Genomic DNA, 22952 nt, shown 5'->3' on the forward strand with positions numbered 1-22952 from the left:
CCGATTTCGGAAGGCTTTTGCTTTATTAGAAAGACATCTTTACGGTGTCGTTATTTCCTGTTAATACTTTTGTGTCTTTTTTATTTTTGACATCAAAAGTTACAATGTTTTGCTGATCATTAAAAATATCTGTCAACAAAGCTACTTTTAGTTCTATCGAGCTGATATCAGAAATTTTATCAAACTTAAAGAAAACTCGTGTCGATTTATCATTTACCTGATAACCATAATACGAAGTTCCCAAAGCTTTACCATTTACTTTGACATCAACTTTACTATTTACATACGCTTTCAACTTGTTCTCAAAATTAGATTTGTTCGAAACATCTGCACCAACTGCTTTTTCCAACTGATTGGTAAATGTACGCGCGGTTATGTTTAAAGTTCCGGTTTCTTGTTCGTAATCAACCTTGATATTTGCTGTATGGAAATCTTGGGCACTTAGGTTAAAAGTTACTAAAACCAAAAGCAAAGAGAATAGATATTTTATATATTTCATTTTATTTCTTAGTTTGTACAAGTCTATTTCAAATCGAGTGCCAAAGATTCTTAAAATTTAAAAGAAAGCTTTAGCGACTTGTTAATAACGAAATTAGAATAAAAAAATTATAAATCACATAAAAATATAAAAAGAGTATTAATAACTTAATACTCTTTTCTATGAATTTATTCTAAATTTTTAAGCAAACCAAACATGGTAAGGAATTCTACTTAAAATACAAACTAAACCAATAATTGCAAAGACTGCAACGCTCATTGGTACAGTTGTAGATCGTTTCAATTTTGCATTAGCAATTGTCATAAAAACAACACCTGCAATCATCATCATAGGGTGTTCAACAAAAGTTAATCTTAAGCCAGAATCTTTCATTATTCCTGATGGTTCTAAAGCAGAAAACATCATTATATAATAGACTAATCCAAGTAATAATTGAACGTGAAAAGTAATGGTTGTAAATAACCCGATTTTTTTAATTGTTGCGTTTGTATCTTTTTTAGAAATCGCATAAATTAATGTTGAAATCATAAAGATAACGCCCATCAAAATCACAAGATAAGCCCAGCCACTATGAAATTGTTTGATAAAATCCATTTTTCTAATTTTAGTTTTTCAATACAAAAATAATAAACCTTTTTACATAAATACTATTTGATGATATTTATGTGTTTTCAGAACAGTTTTTTAGATTAATCAAAATCTCGTAATTTCGCGCAAAATATATCCGAAATGGGAAAAGATAAAATCAGAAGATTTAACGAAAATAAAACTTTTCAGAATGTTGTTCAACCAACACGAGAAGAGGCGATTAATGAGTTTGCATTAAAAGGAAATTGGAACAAAGAATTTTTCAAGAACGATAATCCAATTGTGTTAGAACTTGGATGCGGAAAAGGAGAATATACAGTTGCAATGGCGCGTCGTGACAAGGATCGTAATTTTATCGGAGTAGATATTAAAGGATCAAGATTTTGGCGTGGTGCTAAGACTTGTTTGGATGAAGGAATAGAAAATGCTGGATTTCTTCGAACTCAAATCGAAATTATCGATCATCTTTTTGCAGAAAATGAGGTGAGCGAAATTTGGATTACTTTCCCAGATCCACAAATCAAATACAGAAGAACAAAACATCGTTTGACAGATCCTGAATTTTTGAGACGTTACAATACAATCTTGAAACCAGAAGGAACAGTAAACTTAAAAACGGACTCTGAATTTTTACACGGGTATACACATGGTGTTATTCACATTGAAGGTCACGAAGTGATTCGTTCTACACACGATGTTTATCACCCAGATCATTCGGATATTCCTGCAATTGTAACGGAAGTACAAACATATTACGAATCGAAGTTTTTGGAAGAAGGTAAAAAGATTACTTATATAAAGTTTCAATTAAAATATTAATAAAAAAATCCATCGAAAGATGGATTTTTTTATTTCAAATAAATCTGATAAAATATTATTAATCATATATTTGTTTTAACACTAATATGATTTTATGAGAAATAAATTTTTATTCCTTACGCCTTTTTTATTCCATGCTATTTTTTCTTTTGGGCAATCCAAAGAAAACTTCATTTTTGCGACAATGGAGAAAGAGAATGCAATTTTTTTACAAAAAAATCATGCAGATTCAATTGATCTAATATCTTCGAAAGATAATTTATCTGCAATTTATTTTCATCCAGAAATTGCTGAAAGTTTGCACGGAAAATTTGCACATGGACATGGTTATGTTTTTAGAAACTCGAAAGAAAATGCACTTCAATCACTTCAAGAAAAGCCATCTCAGAAAAAAGCATCTTTCAATTATACAATATCAGAACAAGCTTTTATAACTACGGCTTTGAATGATGTTGATGTTAAAGAAATTGAGAAAACAATTTTGATGTTAGAAGGTTTCAAAACGCGTTATCATACACGACAAGAAGCAAATAATGCGGTTCTTAAATTGAAAGAAGTTTGGGAGAAAATGATTGCTGATGCAGGACGAACTGACGTATTTGTAAGAATCGTTGATCATGTGAATACGCCAATGAAGTCGTTGATTTTGACTTTTAATGGAATTGAAAAGAAAGATGAATTTGTGATTATTGGAGGTCACGCCGATTCGACTGTTGGTTGGAATGCAAATCAAACTTTTGCACCAGGAGCAGATGATAATGCATCGGGAATTGCAACAATTACCGAAGTTTTACGTGTTTTGTTGAAAAATAATTTCAAACCGCAACGAACTACCGAAATTATGGCTTATGCAGCAGAAGAAATAGGTTTGGTAGGATCGAAAGAAATTGCGCAGAAATACGCTTCGGAGAATAAGAATGTGATTGGTTATGTACAATTTGATATGACGAATTACAAAGGTTCTACGAAAGATGTTATTTTGATGACGGATACTTATTGTGATGCAAATCTCAATTCGTTTTTGATGAAATTGATGGACGAATACAACAAAACGGGTTTACATCAATTCACGTATGATACTTCAAAATGTGGTTATGGATGCTCAGATCATGCGAGTTGGTCGGAAAATGGTTATCCGGCGACTTTACCTTTCGAGTCTAAAATAGGAGAAGATAATCCTAATATACACACAACCGGAGATACTTATGCGTTTATGGGAAGTACGTCTACGCATGCGGCGAAGTTTACAAAATTAGGAATAGAATATGTAGTTGAAGCGGCTAAAACCTCGACTTTAGGTACAAATGATATTGATAAAAATTCGTCTAGAATTTTTGTTTCAAATAAAATATTGAGTTATCAACTCAATTTTAAATCTCCAATTTCGATTAATATTATTGATGCAATAGGACGAATGATTAAAATTATGAATAGTGAAAACGCTAATGGAAGTGTAAATCTTTCTAATTTATCTGCAGGGTTTTATATAGCTACAATTAATGACAATCAAGGAAATTCTATTTCTCATAAATTTGTATTGAAGTAAAATTCAAACGAAATAAAAAACAAAAAGCAAGCTTAATTTAGCTTGCTTTATATTTTTAAAATTTATCTAAATCTTAGTTATTCAAACTTTGTAAGTAAGAAACCCAACCTAAAGTTTGGTATTCTTTAGCTGCAGTTTTCACATCAGCAGCTTTGTAAATTCCACGACCAACAATCATAAAGTCTGTGTGGTAATTTTTGAAAACCAATTCTGGCGTATTGTACTGTTGTCCTTTGCTATCTCCAGTCGAAGAAATATTAACTCCAGGTGTAAACAATAACAAGTTATCAGGAATTTGACGTTGTGCAACAGCTCCTAAAACATTTCCAGATTGTTCCGAAACATTAATCGCTTTTGTAAAGTAATAATCATCAGTTAATGTTCCTTTCGAAGACATTTCAACAATTGTGATAACACCTGTGTTTTCGAAAACTTTCAACGATTCTAAACCTCCAATTGGATGAACAGTTACTAAATCTGCCCAATCAGAAATTTTGTAAATCGATTTCTTAAATTGTAATTCTTGCGTATTTCCAATATCACCAAATTTGCGATCTTCGAATAATAAGAATTCTTTTTCACGTGCGATTTTTTTCAATTCAACAATTAAGTTATCCGAAAAATCTTGAATAATATCTGAATGTAATTTTAATGCAACAATATGATCACCAACTTTTTTAGCGAAATCTATAATTTCTTCAGAAGTAATTAAATCTGCAGAAGCAATTAAGTTAGATTGTTTTTTCAATGCTAATTCAACCAAACGTTTTCCAACTGGATGTACAATTTTTTTGTCTTCCAATGCAATACGTTGTTTTGCAGGAACCGCTTCTGGAGGTAAAGCTAAAAAGTCTTTAATTTTTTTCGCTTCATCATCACTTAAACGGTGATATTTATGTAAAATATCGATTACTTCGTGAATTGTAAATAACGTTTTCACATTGTAACCTTGCTCTTTTAATTTTTCAGAACCACCTTGCGCACGATCCAAAACAACAACCAAATCTTTTACACGTAAACCTTCGCGCTCAACTTGATCAATTGTTTCTAACAAAGATTGTCCAGAAGTAATCACATCTTCTACCAAAAGACAAGATTGTCCTTCCGCAAAGACACCTTCTACCATACGTTTAGTTCCGTAACCTTTATTTTCTTTACGTTTGATAATCAAAGGAATGTTCGATGTTAAACTCATTGTAGTTGCCATTGGCAAAGCTGCATAAGGCACACCACAAATCAAGTCGTATTCTACATCTTCAACTAAATCTAATAAGTTATTTGCTAAAGTTTTTAGTAATTGTGGACTCGAAGCTAAAGGTCTTAAATCGACATAGAAAGGAGATTCTATACCACTCTTTAAAGTAAAATTTCCAAATTTTATAATTCCCAGCTCGTAAGCTTTCAATAAAAAATCTTCTCTTGGTTGCATCTGTGTAATGTTTGAGCAAAGTTAATAGGTTTTTGAGTCATTTATGTCATTTTCACGAAAATTAATTTTAAGATGAATAAAAATTGAATATTTATACTGATTTGATTTATAATTTGTTCGAAAAGTGAAATATTATAAATTCTGAAATAATTTTTCTAATTAAGAAACATTCAATTTGGAGCCGTTTTAGATGAAAACTTCATAAAATAACTTTACTTTTGAAATCTATACAAACACAAATGAAAAAATATATATTCGCTAGCATCGCTTTTGTAAGTATGTTGGTTTCGGCACAAGAAACGCCTTTCAAATTCAAAGAATTAGTTAATAATTCTGCACTTCCTATTATTTCGCAAGGAAAAACGGGAACTTGTTGGTCATTTTCGACAACTTCTTTTTTAGAATCGGAAGTGAAGCGTTTGACAGGAAAAGATGTCGATTTGTCGGAAATGTACAATGTACGATATACTTATCCAGAAAAAGCATACAATTATGTTTACCGTCAAGGAAAAGCACAGTTTAGTCAAGGAGGTTTGTCGCATGATGTTTTAAATTCGGTTCGTAAAAATGGATTAGTTCCAAACGAAGTTTATGCAGGTTTTGCGAATGGAACAGATGTGAAGCATAACCACGAAATATTGGTAAAAGATTTGAAAGTTGGATTAGATTCGATTGTAAAAAATCCTAAAAAATATTTAACAGCAGATTGGAAATCAAAATTTGATCAAAAATTGAATGATAAATTAGGTGTTCCTCCAACAAAATTCAAGTTCGAAGGAAAAGAATATACACCACAAGAATTTGCAAAAGCCTTGAAAATAAATCCTGATGATTATGTAACCTTGACATCTTTTCAGCAAGCGCCTTATTATTCACAATTTATTTTGCAAGTGCCAGATAATTTTTCAAATGGTTCATATTATAATTTACCATTAGATGAATACATGAAAGTCTTGGACGAAGCGTTATATAAAGGATATACAGCGGCTTTTGATACAGATGTTTCTGAAAAAACATTTTCTAAAAAGTATGGAATGGCAATTTGGCCTTCAGAAGGTTTAGAATCAGATTATTTTGTTCAGATTTTACCTGAAAAATGGGTTTCTGCTGATGAGCGTCAAGCTGCTTTTGAAGATTATTCGACAGAAGATGACCATTTAATGCATATTACAGGAATTTTGAAAGATCAATTGGGAAATCAATATTATGATGTAAAAAATTCTTGGGGAACAACAGATTTAGGAAATAATGGACACATTTATATGTCGAAACCATTTTTCAGAATGAAATCAATTGCTTTTACAGTGCACAAAGATGCGTTGTCAAAAGAAGTGAAAAAGCAATTAGGTATAAAATAAAATCACTCACAAATGAATACATTAGAACAAGCGATAGAAAAGTTAGATTATAAAGGTTATTTGGATGTTGAAATTCCAAAAGGAACTGATTTAATTGCGGAAATCAATAAATTACGCAAAGAGAAAAATGCAATGATTTTGGCGCATTATTATCAGTCAGGAGAAATTCAGGATTTAGCAGATTATTTAGGTGATTCGTTACAATTGGCGCGTGCTGCTGCAAAAACTGAAGCTGATATGATTGTTTTTTGTGGTGTTCATTTTATGGCAGAAGCTGCAAAGATTTTGAACCCTTCTAAAAAAGTTGTTTTACCCGATACAAAAGCGGGTTGTTCTTTAGCAGATTCTTGTTCGGCAGAAGGTTTACGTGGTTTGCGTGAGCAACATCCAAATGCGATTGTCGTGAGTTATATCAATTGTGATGCGGGTGTTAAAGCGGAATCAGATATTATTGTTACTTCTTCTAATGCGGAAGCGATTATTAATTCGTTGCCAGAAGATCAAGAAATTATTTTTGCGCCAGATCGTAATTTAGGTCGATACTTAAATCAAGTTTGTAATCGCAAAATGATTTTGTGGGACGGCGCTTGTATCGTACACGAAGCGTTTTCATTGGAAAGAATAGCGCAGCAAATGGCTGATCATCCAAATGCAAAATTAATTGCGCATCCAGAAGCGCAAGAAGATCTATTGAAGTTTGCACATTTTATTGGTTCTACTTCTCGTTTGTTAGATTATGTGGTAGAAAATGATGCGCAAGAATTTATTGTTGCAACGGAAGAAGGAATTTTACACGAAATGCAAAAACTTGCTCCGAATAAAACATTAATTCCAGCTTTGGTTCAAGATGAATCATGTAATTGTTCTGAATGTTTTTACATGAAATTATCCACATTAGAAAAATTATATCTGTGCATGAAATATGAATTGCCAGAAATACAAATCGAAGAAGAATTGCGAGTGAAAGCATTAGCTGCAATTAATAGAATGTTAGATTTATCAGAAAAAATAAAATAATGGCTATTCAAGATGTTTTAGTCATTGGTTCTGGAATTGCCGGACTTTCTTATGCGCTGAAAATTGCGATTCGTTATCCCGATGCAAAAATTACAATTGTAACAAAAGCAAACGAAGACGAAACAAATACAAAATATGCACAAGGTGGAGTTGCTGTGGTAAGTGATTTCGAAAAGGATAGTTTTGAAAAACATATCGAAGATACACTTCGTGCAGGAGATGGTTTGTGTAAGTTAGAAGCGGTTGAGGTTGTCGTAAAAGAAGCGCCAGAACGCATCAATGAAATTATTGATTGGGGTGTTCGTTTCGATAAAAATCATGAGGGGATTTATGATTTAGGTCGAGAAGGAGGTCATACCGAAAACCGAATCGTTCATCACAAAGATATTACGGGTTGGGAAATTGAACGTGCAATGCTCGAAGCAATAAAATCTTACCCAAATATCAAAATGCTAACACATCATTTCGTAGTTGATTTAATTACAGAACATCATCTTCGTCAAGATAATACAGATAAAATAACATGTTTTGGTGCATATATTTTAGATTTGAATACCGATAAAGTTGAGCAACATTTAGCCAAAGTAACTTTGTTAGCAACAGGCGGAGTTGGTCATGTTTATAAAAATACGACGAATCCAATCATTGCAACTGGCGATGGAATAGGGTTGGCTCGACGTGCGAAAGCAACCGTTTCGGGAATGCAATTTATTCAGTTTCATCCAACAGCTTTTTATAGCGAATTTGATGGACAGTTATTTCTGATTTCGGAAGCAGTTCGTGGTTTTGGTGCGAAGTTGCGTACGAAAGATGGCGAATTGTTTATGCACAAATATGATGAACGTGAAGAATTGGCTTCTCGTGATATTGTGGCGCGTGCGATTGACAACGAAATGAAATTGCGCGGAGATGATTATGTTTATATTGATTGTCGACATTTAGAGAAAGAAAAATTCTTGGAACATTTCCCTAATATTTACGAAAAATGTAAATCCGAAGGCTACGATATGTTTACCGAATTGGTTCCGGTTGTTCCTGCTTCGCATTATTTGTGCGGTGGAATTGATGTAGATTTAGAAGGAAAAACATCTATCGAGAATTTGTTTGCGGTTGGCGAATGTTCTAATACAGGTTTACATGGTGCAAATCGTTTAGCTTCGAATTCGTTGTTGGAAGCGATGGTTTTTGGTCATCGTGCAGCGTTGAAAACGGTCGACTTATTAAATGATAATCAATTTTCGATTTATAATTTTGAGTTTCCAGAATGGAACGAAGAAGGAATGAAAGTGCAAGAAGAATTAGTATTGATTTCTTATTTACGCAAACAATTACAAGCGATGATGAGCGAATTGGTTGGAATTGTACGAAGTGATAATCGTTTGCAAATTGCACAAAATCGTATCAATGAAATCGAGAAAATGGTCAAAGAAATTTATTATTTTACGATTGTTTCGCCTAAAATTTTAGAACTTCGAAATTTGGTTGATGTCGCACATTTAATCATTGAGCAAAGTATCAATCAAAAAGAAAATCGAGGAACTTTTTATAACAAAGATTTTAATTAATGAAGAAATTATTTCTGTTCGTTGCATGTTTTGCAATAAGTTTTTCTTTTGCTCAAAATTCGAAAGAAAAACAAAACGTAAGTTTGACTTTTGGTAAAGAAGCTAAGAAAGCTGTTGTTTATTTTGGTTGCGAAAATCTCAAAGAGAATAGCGAACTACAGGCTTGTATGAACAAAAATTTGAATCAAGATATTCAAACTCAAATTTCATTCTTTTCTAATATTGCTGATTATCTTCATATCGAAACTGCTCAATCTAAATTAGGTTTTAAAATCAATGAAGATGGTATTTTTGATGATGTCTCGACTGATGGTTCAAATCCAATTTTTAATAGTGTAGCATTGTCGAGTTTAGTTTTGTTGAACAATAAAATGGAACGAGCTAATCTGAAAATAACGCCTGCAAAAGGAGTTGATGGAAAAGCGGTTGCGATGAAATATACAATGCCTTTACGTTACGAATCGGCAGAAAAAAATAATGATTTTGAAACTTTCCCTTCAGAAAATCGTGTATTGTTTACTTTAAAAACTGATGAAGAAACGATTGAAGTAAGAATTGACAAAGAATTTAATTTAACAACTTTTGGTAATAATGGAAGTCGAGAATATTATTTAGGAAAGTTTTCTAATCTTTTCGAAATGGCTTCTATTGATCCTTATGCAACTGCTTTTGATTCGGCGTTCAAATCTGGAGCAATTGATATTACAAAAGGAAAAATTGATGACAAAGAATATAAACTTCAAATCAAAAATTTCTTCGAAAATGATCCTTCAGTACAAGTGTTGATTACAGTTGTGCGTGAAGAAAACGGTACTTGGGCTGAATATTATGAATACAAAACCAAGAAAGAATTTAATCAATCAAAATTTGCATCCTTAACATATAGATAATGAATTTTCCTCCATATATCACACAAGAAAAATTACAACTTTTTATTCGTCAAGCTTTTTTAGAAGACGTTGGCGATGGCGATCATTCAACTTTAGCGTCGGTTCCGTATGATGCAATTCAAGAAGCAGAACTGAAAGTAAAAGATAACGGAATAATTGCTGGAATTGAATTAGCAAAAATTATTTTCGATACGTTTGATCCATCTTTAAAAATAGAACAATATATAAATGATGGCGATAAAGTTCAATTTGGTGATATAGCTTTCAAAGTAAAAGGGGCTTCACAATCAATTTTAACTTGCGAGCGATTAGCGTTGAATTGTATGCAACGAATGTCTGGTATTGCGACTTATGCACACCAAATGATGGAATTGGTAAGCGGAACAAATGCCAAAATTTTGGATACACGCAAAACAACACCTAATTTTCGTATGTTAGAAAAATGGGCTGTTAAAATTGGGGGCGCAGAAAATCATCGTTTTGGATTATACGATATGGTGATGTTAAAAGATAATCATGTCGATTTCTGTGGAAATATTACTAAAGCAGTTGCGCAAACCAAAGATTATTTGGGAAAACATCATTTACATCTTAAAATTGAAGTGGAAACGCGTAATATGGATGAGGTAAAAGAAGCTTTGGAGGCAAATGTTGATTTTATTATGTTGGATAATTTTGAGCTTGAAACGATGAAAGAAGCTGTTCAATATATAAATGGGCGAGTAAAAACAGAAGCTTCGGGAGGAATTACAAAAGAATCTGTTCGCGCAATTGCCGAAACTGGTGTTGATTTTATTTCTTCTGGTGCGATTATTCATTCTGCTCCCAACTTTGATTTAAGTTTGAAAGCTGTTAAGGCTTGATTTCTTTAACATTTCAATTCTTTTTTATGATTAAGAATACAATACAACAAGTTTTAACGTTAGTTGTATTGTATTTAAATAATTTGTTTTGAAAATTTATTAGTATTAGCTTATAAATAAAAAAGTTATTGAATTTAATTTTATTAATACTGATTCTAAATAATTAATTTTTTCTTGAGTTTTTATCTTTTTTCTGAAAAAAATCAGCGAATGCTGATAATTAATGTTAAAAATTAACATTTTCGTTATGTTAATTTTTGATAAAATGTTAAATAATCTTTAAAACTTTATACGAATACAAGAGCTAATTTACAATATTGATAATATATTGATTATTTTGAATAAAATATAATAATTAATATTTAAGATGTTAATTGATTTTATAAAATTTTACCATTATTTAACAATAATCTCATTTAAAGTATAGAAATTTGCGGAAGTAAACTTTTAAACTATTTCATAAGATGAGGTTAAACTCAACTAAGCTTTTACTTGTAGGAGCTTTTGCCTTAATGGCATCATTATCTTTCGCCCAAGTTGTTGAACCAACAGATTCTACAAAGGTTGAACAGGACGAAAACGTATCTTTAGGAGAAACATTAATCATTGGTAAAGGAGTTATCGATATCGTAGAGGATCGTAAAACGCCAGTTGCTGTATCTACAATTACAAAAGCTACAATTGAAGATAAAGCTGTTGGAAACGTAGACTTTCCTGAGATTTTTACAACTACACCTTCTGTTTATGTTTCTGGACAAGCGGGAGGTTTTGGAGATTCTCAAATGTTTTTACGTGGGTTTAGTAGCCAAAACACAGCTTACTTATTGAATGGGCAGCCAATCAATGGTATGGAAGATGGTAACTTGTATTGGTCTAATTGGTCTGCAATGACTGAAGTTGCAAATCAAGTTCAAATTCAACGTGGTCTAGGATCTTCTAAACTGGCTATTTCTTCTGTAGGAGGTACTGTAAACATGGTAACTAAGGCTACAGATAAAAGACAAGGAGGTTTTGTAAGATTCAACACAGGTAACGATAGTTACATGAGTGCTACAGTTTCATATAACACAGGAATGAAAGGTAAATGGGGAGCATCTTTCTTATTTAACCAAACTACTATGCACAGATCATGGGCTCAAGGGACAGATGCAAATTCACAAGCATACTTTGTTTCTGTTGGATATAAACCAAACGATCGTCATAACATTAACTTTATGATTTTTGGAGCGCCACAAGAACATGGTCAAAACTATTCTACTAAAAGTGTTAAGCAATGGGAAACTGCAGAAAAGTTTGGATATGGAAACAAGTATAATACAACTTACGGGTACTTCAATGGTAAGGGGGAAAATTTAAGAACTAACTTTTACCACAAGCCAGTAGCTAACTTAAACTGGGATTGGAATATTAATGAGAATATGAATTTATCAACAGTTCTTTATGCTTCTACAGGTACAGGAGGAGGTACTTCTGGAGTTGGAGTAGCTACAAGTTCTGCTAATACAAAAGAGGGATTAGTTGATTTTGATAAATTCGAATCTATTAATGCTTCTGTAAATGGAGCTGGAGGTTTTTTTAATACACCAACAGCGGCTAATCCTAACAGAACTACTGGTAGGGGAGCTGCAATAAGAACATCGGTTAATAATCACTTTTGGTATGGAGGTGTAACAAACTTAAACTATGATACAAAAACAGGATGGAACTTTAATTTAGGAGCTGATATTCGTTTTTATCATGGAAACCATTTCCAACAAATGAACAAAATGTTCGGGTTGAAATCTTGGCAAGATTATACTAAAGTTGATGGAACTGCAAAATTAGGTCAAGTTGTAACTGTTACAGATGCTGATACATTTAGCACAAATCCATGGTCTGCTTTATTCAAGTCAGCTAAGAAAGGACAAAGAGTAGGTAGAGATTATTCTGAAGATATTAATTATCAAGGAGGATTTGGACAAGTAGAATATTCTAATGATATTTTTACAGTTTTTGTGCAAGGTGCCGTATCTAATCAATTCTATCAAAAATTTGATTCTTGGAATTATAATGGAGTTGAAACAGCTTCTGAAAAAGTGAATAAACTTGGATGGAATGTTAAAGGAGGTTTATCTGTTAATATTAACGAGGAGAATACCGTTTTTGCTAACGCAGGTCGTTATTCACGTCAACCATTTTTAGATAATATTTTTGATTACAATACTGTTAATTTACGTGATCCAAAAGTAGAGAACGAAGAAATTACAGGTTTGGAAGTTGGTTACAAATATCAAACAAAAAGTTTAAGAGTTAACATTAATGCATATCATACTAAATGGGCAAATCGTTTCTTATCTACTACAAGTAGTGCAACTGTTGCAGGTTTAGAAAGACCAATTTTTACATCTTATAGTGATGTAACACAAATACATAAAGGTGTTGAAATTGATTTTGATGCGAAAGTATCTCAGGTATTCGGTTTATATGGATTCGCTTCTTATGGTGATTGGAAATATGACGGATCAACACCATATCAAAAAATGTATTCTGATACAGACGAGATTATTGAAACTAAAAATGTTGATTTAACAGGAGTACACGTAGGTGAAGCTGCTCAATTAACTTTTGGTATGGGAACTAAAGTAAACTTTACAAGAAATTTATATTGGGATGTAGATTTTATGTACAACGCACGTGTATATGCGCAAGTAGATCCAAGTGTTATTAATGCTGCTAAAGGTAACTATCAAGAACAAAAGGTAGCTCCTTTTGCTCGTGTTAATACAGGTCTAGCATATGAATTTAAGTTTGGTAAACAATCTATTAAATTTAGAGGAAACGTTCGTAACTTATTCAACGATCAATATATGAGTAGAATTGATAGAAATGGATACGGATATGCAGTAGGTAGAACTTGGAATGCAGGTGTTACTTATAACTTCTAATAAGAATTAAATTTCTTAACATATTCAAGTGGACTTAGTAATAAGTCCACTTTTTTTATGAAGTATTGTGACTTATTTATTTAGATTTAATTAATAAAATCTTAAAATTTTATTTATATTAAATCTAAATAAATTCATTTTAAGAATATATATTCAGTTATTAATGAATTATTATACATATTATGTTTTTTAAGTGTTATTGTTTGTTTAGTCTGTCTTTGATAAATAATTAAAATGTTTATTTTTTAGTAATTTCATTTTAATTAGATTTTCATATTAATAAAATATTAAGAAAAATATTGTAATAATTTAAAATTATTTTTTTAGTAATAAATATTCTTAATTTACATAACATTTGTAGTTATTTTAACAAATATACACCTCACCTTTGCAGCGGTAAACATTTAAACTATTTCAAAAGATGAGGTTAAACTCAACTAAGCTTTTACTTGTAGGAGCTTTTGCCTTAATGGCATCATTATCTTTCGCCCAAGTTGTTGAACCAACAGATTCTACAAAGGTTGAACAAGACGAAAATGTATCTTTAAGTGAAACATTAATCATTGGTAAAGGTGTAATCGACGTTACAGAAAATCGTAAAACACCAGTTGCTTCTACAGTTATTACAAGGGAGCAAATTTTGGATAAAGGTGTAGGAAATGTTGAATTTCCAGAATTATTAAAAAATTCGCCATCTATTTATATTGCAGACCAAGCTTCAGGTTTTGGAGATGCAAAAATGTATATGCGTGGTTTTGATCAATCAAATACTGCTTTCTTATTGAATGGTCAACCAATGAACGGAATGGATAACGGAAGTGTATATTGGTCTAACTGGCAATCAGTTTCTGATATTGCAACTGTAATTGATGCACAAAGAGGTTTAGGATCATCTAAGTTAGCAATTTCTTCTATTGGAGGAACTGTAAATATAGTAACAAAAGCAACAGATAAAAAAGAAGGAGGATTTGTACGTTATTTCGCAGGAAATGATTCTTACCAAAAACAAACTGTAGGATATAATACAGGTATGAAAGGCAAATGGGGAGCTTCTTTTGTTTTTGATAATTGGTCAGCTCACAGAAGTTTTGCTCGTGGTACAGAAGGTAAAGGACAATCTTACTTTGTTTCTGTTGGATTTAAACCAAATGATCGTCATACATTCAACTTAATGATTTTTGGTGCACCACAACAACACGATCAGAATTACTCTAAACCAATGGTGTCTGAACGTGATAAAAATGGTGTTGTAACAAAACCAGGTTATGATATTACTGGAAGAAAAGGTAATTCTAATTATGGTTTTTACAATGGAGAGGCAATGTCTGCACGTACAAATTATTATCATAAACCAGTTGCTAATTTAAACTGGGATTTTACGATTAATGAAAACTTATCGTTATCTACAGTAGTTTACGCTTCAACAGGTACTGGTGGAAGTGTAGGTAATGCTGGTAACGGAATTGGTTATACTCCAGGAGGTGGTTACACAAATAATGGAGAGAATAATTGGGGAAATATTTATGCAAATAACGCAACGTTAAAAAATGGTATTTCTGATGGGTATAGAAATGGTACAGTATTAGCTTCTTCAGTTAATAATCATTTCTGGTATGGAGCGGTATCTAATCTTACGTTTGATACAAAGAAAGGTTTAACGTTTAATGTAGGTACAGATATTCGTTTTTATACAGGAGAGCATTATCAACAATTAAATAATTTATTAGGCGCTAGAGCTCGTACTGATGTAAGAAATGTTAATGTTAGTAGACCAGCAGGATACGAAGTTACAAAAACATTCAGTGCAAGTCCTTGGAATGCATTGTTTAATAAAGCTAAACATTCAGAAAGAATAGGTTTTGATAATTCAGAGCGTATTAATTATCAAGGATTTTTTGGACAAGCTGAATATTCTAACGAAAGATTTTCTGCTTTCTTCCAAGGAGCATTATCTTGGCAAGAGTATGAGAAATATGATAACTGGAACTATACTGCAGAAACAGCAGCTGCACAAGGAATCAAATTTAAAAATGGTAAAGCTTACTCAGGGGAGCGTACTAAAATTGGATATAACTTAAAAGCTGGAGCTTCTTTCAATATAGATAGTGAAAATAGTATTTTTGCTAATGTTGGGAAATATTCTCGTCAACCATATTTAAATAATATTTTTGTTCGTAATACTGTAAATTATGTAGAAGACTTACCAGTTAACAACGAAATTTTACAAAGTATTGAAGCTGGTTACCGTTATAAATCTCGTACATTAAGAGTAAATCTTAATGCTTATTATACAGAATGGGATAATAGATCGATGACTTATTCTGGTCAAGATTTTGTCGATGCTAATGGAGATAACCATGCTAACGTTCGTTTCATTGCAACAAACTTATCTGAAGTTCACAAAGGTTTAGAGGCAGATTTTGAAGCAAAAATATCTCATGCTTGGACTGTAACAGGTTATACATCTTATGGTGACTGGAAATACACTGGAGCTTATAATTTCCAAGTTCAAGATACAGATACACAAGCATTAGTTCCTGGTTATGAAAACAGAAAAGAATCATTAGATGCTTATGTTGGTAATGCAGCACAATTTACGTTTGGTATGGGAACTAGAGTAAATATTACTCGTGCTTGGTCTTTTGATACAAACTTTAACTATTTTGCTCGTGTTTTTGAAAATGTTGATTTAATTGATGCTGCTAAAGCTTCAATTGCTGGAAAAACTTATGTTAATGTTCCTATCGATCCATACGCAACGGTAGATTTAGGAATGTCTTATAAATTTAAAATTACAAACAGTCAATCACTTAAATTTAGAGGAAATATCAACAATTTATTCAATGATCAATACATTTCTCGTAAAGACAACTACGGTTACTTCTGGGGGAATGGAAGAACTTGGAATGCAAGTGTAACTTATAATTTCTAAGATAAATTTTATAAATAATAAATAGGCGAACTTTTATAGTTCGTCTTTTTTTTTGTGTTTACCTTTGATGAAAATTTGTAAAATGATTCAGCCTGATTTTTTAAAAGAAGGGGATAAAATAGCAATAGTAGCTCCTGCAAAGCGAATGCTCAAAGGAGAATTAGAAGAAACAATTGAGCTCATAAAATCTTGGAAATTAGTTCCAATTTTAGGGAAAAATATTTATGCCGAATATGATTTTGGTTATCGATATGCAGGCACAGATGAAATGAGAACAGAAGATTTTCAGTGGGCGTTGGATGATTTTGAAATTAAAGCGATTTGGTGTGCTAGAGGAGGTTATGGTTCTGTGAAAATTATTGATGAATTAGATTTAACAAATTTCAAAAAATCACCAAAATGGATAATTGGTTATTCTGATATCACTGTTTTTCACAATCATTTTAATCGATTAGGTTTTCAAACAATACACGGTGTTACAGCAAAGAAATTAGCAAATACCGAATATCATCCAACATCTTATCAAAGTGTTTATGAAGCATTGTTTGGACATGAAATTAATTACGAAATTCAATCACATACTTATAATAATTTAGGCGAAGCAAAAGGAGAATTAATTGGCGGAAATCTTTCGATTGTGTATTCACTTTTGGGGAGCGAATCTGCGATTACAAATCCTTCGGATAAGATTTTATTTTTAGAAGATTGGTTCGAGAATTGGTATGCTGTTGATCGAATGTTGATGAATCTTAAACGCAACGGAATTCTTATTCATGTAAAAGGAATTATTTTAGGAAACTTTACGCACATGGATACGGAAGAAGAAAATGCTGATAACTACAATCATCCATTCGATCCAAAAACGTATGAAGTCATTCATAGTTTTACAAAAAAAATAAATATTCCAGTAGCTTTCGGATTTCCTGCAGGGCATACAGGTCACAATGTTGCGCTAAAAATGGGTGCAAAAGTTCAGCTAAATGTTACTTCAAATAATGTAACTTTGCATCATTATACAAACATATATGAAACAAGATAATTTAACAGTCATTTCTCACCCGTTGGTAAAAGCAAAAATTACGCAAATGCGTGATAAAAACACAACAACGAAAGAATTTGGTGAATTAGTAGACGAAATTTCAGGTTTGATGTGTTACGAAATTACACGTAACATCGAGCTTGAAGAAGTAGAAGTTGAAACGCCAATTACCAAAACAATCGGTTACAAATTAAAAGGAAATGATATGACTATCGTTCCAATTTTACGTGCAGGATTGGGAATGGTAAAAGGAATTCATCAATTAATTCCTACCGCTAAAGTTGGTCATATTGGGCTTTACCGCGATCATGATACATTACAACCAGTTGAATATTTGTGTAAACTCCCAACTGATTTAGATTCTCGGGATGTAATTTTGGTTGATCCAATGTTAGCAACAGGAGGTTCTGCAATCAAAGCAATTGAAATTCTAAAAGAAAAAGGAGCGAAATCTGTTCGTTTGGCTTGTTTAGTAGGTTGTCCAGAAGGAGTGGAAGCGGTACAAAATGTTTATCCAGAAGTTCCAATTTTCTTGGCTGCTTTGGATGAAAAATTGAATGAAAATGGATACATCGTTCCAGGTTTAGGTGATGCTGGAGATCGTTTGTACGGAACAAAATAATTTTTTTTGAATGAGTATTAGTTACGATTTCGGAAAAGAAGCAGAAGATTTTGCTGTTAATTATTTAATCCAAAATGGATACAAAATATTGGCTCGAAATTATTTTTTCAGAAAAGCCGAAATCGATATTATTGCTCAATTTGAAAATGAGATTGTTATTATAGAGGTTAAGAGTCGTACTTCAAATTATGTTGCCGAGCCAGAAAGTTCTGTTAACACAAAGAAGAAGAAATTGTTAATTCTTGCCGCAGATGATTTTATTCAGAAAAATAATTTTATTTCTGAGGTAAGATTTGATATTTTAGCACTTTTAAAAAAACAACAATCTTGGAGCGTAAATCATATCAAAAATGCATTTAATGCTTCGGAAATTTAATCAACTTTTATGGAAGTATTTATGAGTCTTTTTGACTTTATTATGCATATCGACCAGCATTTAGCAGAGTTTGCAAATGAGTATGGTTTGTGGCTTTATGCAATTTTATTTTTAATCATTTTCGTGGAAACAGGTGTGGTTGTGATGCCATTTTTACCTGGAGATTCACTGTTGTTTGCAGCAGGTATGTTGGCTGCGCAAGAAACAAATGATATGAATGTGTGGATTATGATTGCAATTCTTTTAGTGGCCGCCATTCTCGGTGATACGTTGAATTATACCATCGGGAAAAAAGTTGGTTATAAAGCAACTAAGGTTAAGATTTTTGGTAAAAATTTCATCCAAGAAGAACATATCAATAAAACGCACGAATTCTACGAAAAATACGGTTCAAAAACCATTGTAATTGCTCGTTTTGTACCAATTGTAAGAACTTTAGCGCCTTTTGTTGCAGGAATCGGACGAATGGGATATTCTATTTTCATTACATATAACGTAATTGGAGCCGTGTTATGGGTTGTTGGTTTAACACTTATTGGATACTTTTTAGGAAATATAGAATGGGTTCAAAATAATTTTTCTAAAGTAATTTTAGGAATAACAATCGCTTCTGTACTTCCAATTTTAGTGGAAATTATCAAAGAAAAGTTCGGCAAAAAAAAGGTAGCTGAACAAGAATAACTATAAAAACTTAACTCGACTTCGGTCGAGTTTTTTATACCTTTAAATCATGGAAATTTTAGATTATATTCTACATATCGATAAATATTTAGAAACCATTTTAAATGATTATCAACATTGGTTTTACTTGATTTTATTTCTCTTAATCTTTATCGAAACAGGTTTGGTTGTCATGCCTTTTTTACCTGGCGATTCGCTTTTATTTGCAGCAGGGATGTTAGCTGCGGCTTTTCCAGCTCAACTCAATATTTATATCGTATTAGGTTTACTTTGGATCGCGGCAATTGCAGGCGACACAGTCAATTATACGATTGGGAAAACCTTAGGAACGAAATTAGTCACAGCTAAAATTTTCGGTAAACGAATTATTAAAGATTCTGCGATACTAAAGACCGAAGATTTCTTTACAAAATATGGTTCAAAAACCATTGTAATTGCACGTTTTGTTCCGATTGTAAGAACGCTTGCACCTTTCGTTGCAGGGATTTCTAAAATGCATTATGGCACATTTATCAAATATAATTTTATCGGAGGAACAATTTGGGTTTTCGGGATTACATTGGCTGGCTATTTCCTTGGAACAATTCCATTTATCAAAAACAATTTCGAAATTGTCGTAATGGCAATTATTGTGTTTTCTTTGGTTCCAATTATTGTAGAATTCGTCAAAGAGAAAATAAAAAAATAAAAAATGAGTACAGAAAATTCGATTTTCATCATCTTACTTTTGTTGATAATCTTTTTACCAATTATTTTATTTATCATTGAGTCTCAAAAAGAATATAAACACGAAAATGATGAAGTTATTCGCGTCAAAATTGGTTTTTTAAGCTATATTTCAGTTTTTAATATGATTCTTTTTGCAATTCTTTGTCTTACTTTTTTATTTATAGCTTATCAATTATTGTTTGTGACAGATTTCATTTTAACTAACATAATTATTGGAATGATTTTTTTGATACTATTCTTTGTTTTTACCATTCCAGTTGCCAATACTTACAATCATCTCTTACATGAATCTAAGCGAGAAATTTATTTTTTCAGGAATAAAAAGGTTTTGTTCGTTGTAGAAAAAGAATCAGAAATTACTATTGATTTAGAAGATGAAATGATTGAAATCAATCACGAAGTTTCTAATAAAAGTTCTAAATATCAAACTGGTCATGGTAAATATAATTTTATTCAGAATGATGAAATTATTCCAATTTCAGATTTAATCAAATTTCCGCAAGATTTTCTTGATCAAAATAATATTGAACAAGTAAAAGTTTCGAAACTTTTTATTTGGATTTAGATAATCATTCAAATAATTCCTATCTTCTATTTTTAAAAATATCAATCAATGAAAAACCTATTAATTATTTGTTCTATCCTTTTTTCTTTTGTTGTAAATGCACAACAAGGTTATCCTGTTCCTCCAAAATCAGAAAATAGATTATTTTACATTCAACACAACGACAATAAAAATACGTTTGTTTACGATGCTATTTTTTCGAGCAAAGGAATTTTAGATGATGATAATCCAGTTGATATTTATCGTATTCTTTATGCCGAAGATGGTTCAAAAAAGCCCTTGACTTCTATACAAAAGAAATTGGCATATGGTTTAGATATTAAGAAAATTGAAAAGAATGTTTTTCAGTTGACATTGGTTTCTTATCCAACTCAAAAATTAACGCTTAAGCTTGATTCTCAAAAAAATCCAATTGTTCAAACAACTGTTAATAACAAGTTGATAACACTGAATCGTGTTTTCTTAAAACAGAAGAAAGGAACGGCTGGAATCTCCGTAAAGCTTGATTATATTTTATTTTACGGAAAAGATAAAAACGGAAAATCTGTAGAAGAGAAAATTGTTCTCTAAAAAAATCTCCCTAAATTAGAATCTGTAAGACGCAATTTAATAGCATATGATCGAAGTAAGAGAGGTGAATACGCCAAGTGAAATGAAGAAATTTGTCGATTTACCTTTTGAAGTGTATAAAGATAATCCGTATTGGGTGCCTTCTTTAAAGAAAGATGAACTCGCAAGTTTTGATAAAAATAATGCAATTTTTGAGACGGTTGAAGCTAACTATTTTTTAGCTTACAAAGGAAAAGAAGTAGTTGGACGAATTGTTTCGATTATTAATTGGACCGAAGTAAAAGAACTTGGAAAGACTAAAATTCGGTTTGGTTGGTTAGTTTTTAAAGATGATATTAACATTCTGAAAGCTTTATTAACAACTGTTGAAAACATTGCTAAAAATAATAAACTGAGTTATATAGAAGGTCCGATGGGATTTTCGAATATGGATAAAGCTGGATTATTAACAGAAGGATTTGATAAAGTTGCCACTTTGATCGGTTTATATAATTACGAATATTATCCAATATATTTGCAAGAATTAGGTTATCAACCAAAAGCCGAGTGGTTAGAATATTCTATTGATATTGCCAATTTGGGCAAGGTAAAGCAAATGGATAAATTGTGTGAAATGCTCAAAAAACGTTACGAAATAGATACGTATAAATTTGATACAATTGACGAAATGTTACCTTACGTAGATGAGATGTTCGATTTGTTGAATGTGACGTATGCAGAATTGCAAAGTTTTGTTCCGATAGAAAAATTTCAGGTTGAACATTACAAAAAGAAATATCTAAAATTTATTCATCCTGATTTTATTTCGTGTGTAAAAGATAAAAACAACAAAATGATTGCTTTTGCGATTACAATGCCTTCATTTTCGAAAGCATTTCAGAAAACGAAAGGAAAATTGTTTCCATTTGGTTGGTGGCATTTGATGCAAGCGCAAAAAAAGAACGATCATGTCGAATTTTATTTGATAGGAATTGATCCTCATTATCAAAATAAAGGTGTAAATGCCTTGATTTTTAAAGAACTTTATGATCGATTTATAGCAAGAGGGATTAAAACTTTAGAAACGAACCCTTTGCTTGAGGAAAATACAAAAGTGCAACAATTATGGAAAAACTTTGATCCTGTTGTTCACAAGCGACGAAAAACATTTTATAAAAATATAGAAGCATAAAAAAAGGTTAGGATTTTGTCCTAACCTTTTTAATTGAAATAATAATTAATCTTGATTGTCTTCTTTCCAATCTTTGATTGTACTTTCAATTTCTTCTCTAGATTTTCCTGTTTTTTCCTGAATTTTACCTACAACTTCATCGTATTTTCCTTCAGCATAAACTTTGTCATCATCAAACCAATCACCATATTTTTGTTTTACAGCACCTTTGATTCGATTCCATTTTCCTTCTAATTCTAATTTGTCCATAATTTTTTGTTTTATAAGTTGTTAATAGATTTGTTATCTATAAAGAACAAATATTAAACCATAGATAATGGAATAATTATAAATTAATGTTAAAAAAAATGAAGAATAATTTCCTCAGAAAACTGCGAAGTAAATCAAAATAATGATGATAATTACAACCACTATAAATTCAAAAATGGGGATAGTTCTCCCTCCAGATTTCAAATTTCTTTTTCTTTTCGAATACATACCAAACAACTTGTAACCAAATAATTATCTAAATTTATAAAAAATATTATAAATCGTTAGAAAACAATAAATCATAAAAAAAGACTTTGAAAAATATTTTCAAAGTCTTTTTTGTTGTACGGGCGGGGAGACTCGAACTCCCACACCTTGCGGCACTAGATCCTAAGTCTAGCGTGTCTACCAATTCCACCACGCCCGCTAAAATCTCACCGATTTGGATTGCAAATATACACAAGTTTTCTTTCTAACAAAATTTCGAAATAAAATTTTTTTAATCTTTTTTTACATTCTA

At 31.5% G+C, this 22952-nt stretch carries 21 protein-coding genes and 1 tRNA gene; 17 read left to right on the top strand and 5 right to left on the bottom strand.

Annotated elements, in window-relative coordinates:
- Positions 1-25: 25 nt before the first annotated feature.
- Positions 26-499 carry a DUF6702 family protein gene (locus B3J26_RS14550; RefSeq protein ID WP_038337123.1) on the bottom strand — a complete coding sequence of 158 codons (474 nt, stop codon included), beginning with the start codon at positions 497-499 and terminating at the stop codon, positions 26-28.
- Between the two features lie 180 nt (positions 500-679).
- A complete protein-coding gene (locus B3J26_RS14555) occupies positions 680-1093 on the bottom strand; it encodes a hypothetical protein (protein ID WP_038337122.1) in 414 nt (137 codons plus the stop codon).
- 135 nt (positions 1094-1228) lie between these two features.
- Between B3J26_RS14555 and trmB the strand changes: the two genes are divergently transcribed.
- Together trmB and B3J26_RS14565 are read left to right on the top strand one after the other, a co-directional pair.
- Entirely contained in the window at positions 1229-1906 is a 678-nt protein-coding gene (gene trmB / locus B3J26_RS14560; protein WP_038337121.1) for a tRNA (guanosine(46)-N7)-methyltransferase TrmB, read from the top strand.
- Positions 1907-2000: 94 nt separating this feature from the next.
- On the top strand, positions 2001-3452 hold the full coding sequence (locus B3J26_RS14565; RefSeq protein ID WP_291074953.1) for a M20/M25/M40 family metallo-hydrolase: 1452 nt from the start codon (positions 2001-2003) through the stop codon (positions 3450-3452).
- 73 nt (positions 3453-3525) lie between these two features.
- Here B3J26_RS14565 and B3J26_RS14570 read toward each other — a convergent pair whose 3' ends face one another.
- Positions 3526-4881, bottom strand: coding sequence for an orotate phosphoribosyltransferase (locus tag B3J26_RS14570; protein ID WP_291074955.1), 1356 nt, complete (start codon positions 4879-4881; stop codon positions 3526-3528).
- 239 nt (positions 4882-5120) lie between these two features.
- Between B3J26_RS14570 and B3J26_RS14575 the strand changes: the two genes are divergently transcribed.
- From B3J26_RS14575 to B3J26_RS14645, 15 genes are all read left to right on the top strand, one after another.
- Positions 5121-6239: a C1 family peptidase gene (locus tag B3J26_RS14575; RefSeq protein WP_291074957.1), complete on the top strand. Its 1119-nt coding sequence runs from the start codon at positions 5121-5123 to the stop codon at positions 6237-6239.
- A gap of 12 nt (positions 6240-6251) precedes the next feature.
- Entirely contained in the window at positions 6252-7256 is a 1005-nt protein-coding gene (gene nadA, locus B3J26_RS14580) for a quinolinate synthase NadA (protein WP_291047825.1), read from the top strand.
- Positions 7256-8821, top strand: coding sequence for an L-aspartate oxidase (gene nadB, locus B3J26_RS14585; RefSeq protein ID WP_280037874.1), 1566 nt, complete (start codon positions 7256-7258; stop codon positions 8819-8821). Before nadA ends, nadB begins: the two co-directional genes overlap by 1 nt.
- Positions 8821-9711 (top strand): hypothetical protein, encoded by an 891-nt coding sequence (locus B3J26_RS14590; protein WP_291074959.1) that lies wholly within the window; start codon positions 8821-8823, stop codon positions 9709-9711. Before nadB ends, B3J26_RS14590 begins: the two co-directional genes overlap by 1 nt.
- Complete coding sequence (gene nadC, locus B3J26_RS14595) at positions 9711-10574, top strand: carboxylating nicotinate-nucleotide diphosphorylase (protein ID WP_286501097.1); 864 nt, start codon at positions 9711-9713, stop codon at positions 10572-10574. Before B3J26_RS14590 ends, nadC begins: the two co-directional genes overlap by 1 nt.
- Before the next feature lie 464 nt (positions 10575-11038).
- On the top strand, positions 11039-13498 hold the full coding sequence (locus tag B3J26_RS14600) for a TonB-dependent receptor (RefSeq protein WP_291074961.1): 2460 nt from the start codon (positions 11039-11041) through the stop codon (positions 13496-13498).
- 421 nt (positions 13499-13919) lie between these two features.
- Positions 13920-16430, top strand: a complete 2511-nt coding sequence (locus B3J26_RS14605; protein WP_291074962.1) for a TonB-dependent receptor — start codon at positions 13920-13922, stop codon at positions 16428-16430.
- Positions 16431-16512: 82 nt separating this feature from the next.
- Entirely contained in the window at positions 16513-17469 is a 957-nt protein-coding gene (locus tag B3J26_RS14610; protein ID WP_291067016.1) for a S66 peptidase family protein, read from the top strand.
- Complete coding sequence (gene upp, locus B3J26_RS14615; RefSeq protein ID WP_291063567.1) at positions 17456-18091, top strand: uracil phosphoribosyltransferase; 636 nt, start codon at positions 17456-17458, stop codon at positions 18089-18091. Before B3J26_RS14610 ends, upp begins: the two co-directional genes overlap by 14 nt.
- Positions 18092-18101: 10 nt before the next feature.
- Positions 18102-18467, top strand: coding sequence for a YraN family protein (locus B3J26_RS14620; protein WP_125349580.1), 366 nt, complete (start codon positions 18102-18104; stop codon positions 18465-18467).
- 9 nt (positions 18468-18476) lie between these two features.
- The gene (locus tag B3J26_RS14625) at positions 18477-19148 is read left to right on the top strand and encodes a DedA family protein (RefSeq protein WP_180905395.1); all 672 of its coding nucleotides are present in this window, start codon (positions 18477-18479) and stop codon (positions 19146-19148) included.
- Positions 19149-19197: 49 nt separating this feature from the next.
- Positions 19198-19836, top strand: coding sequence for a VTT domain-containing protein (locus B3J26_RS14630; protein WP_125349579.1), 639 nt, complete (start codon positions 19198-19200; stop codon positions 19834-19836).
- 3 nt (positions 19837-19839) lie between these two features.
- Positions 19840-20442, top strand: a complete 603-nt coding sequence (locus B3J26_RS14635) for a hypothetical protein (protein WP_114998695.1) — start codon at positions 19840-19842, stop codon at positions 20440-20442.
- Between the two features lie 48 nt (positions 20443-20490).
- Positions 20491-21012 (top strand): DUF4833 domain-containing protein, encoded by a 522-nt coding sequence (locus B3J26_RS14640; protein ID WP_291074965.1) that lies wholly within the window; start codon positions 20491-20493, stop codon positions 21010-21012.
- A gap of 46 nt (positions 21013-21058) precedes the next feature.
- Positions 21059-22183, top strand: coding sequence for a GNAT family N-acetyltransferase (locus B3J26_RS14645; RefSeq protein WP_280035407.1), 1125 nt, complete (start codon positions 21059-21061; stop codon positions 22181-22183).
- 45 nt (positions 22184-22228) lie between these two features.
- Here the strand turns inward: B3J26_RS14645 and B3J26_RS14650 are convergent, their stop codons facing one another.
- Together B3J26_RS14650 and B3J26_RS14655 are read right to left on the bottom strand one after the other, a co-directional pair.
- Positions 22229-22432 carry a CsbD family protein gene (locus B3J26_RS14650; protein WP_038336421.1) on the bottom strand — a complete coding sequence of 68 codons (204 nt, stop codon included), beginning with the start codon at positions 22430-22432 and terminating at the stop codon, positions 22229-22231.
- A gap of 345 nt (positions 22433-22777) precedes the next feature.
- Positions 22778-22859: transfer RNA gene (locus B3J26_RS14655), tRNA-Leu, on the bottom strand.
- Positions 22860-22952: the final 93 nt, after the last annotated feature.

Origin of the sequence: Empedobacter sp. UBA5987, from assembly GCF_002429865.1 — a bacterium.
Classification (GTDB): domain Bacteria; phylum Bacteroidota; class Bacteroidia; order Flavobacteriales; family Weeksellaceae; genus Empedobacter; species Empedobacter falsenii_B.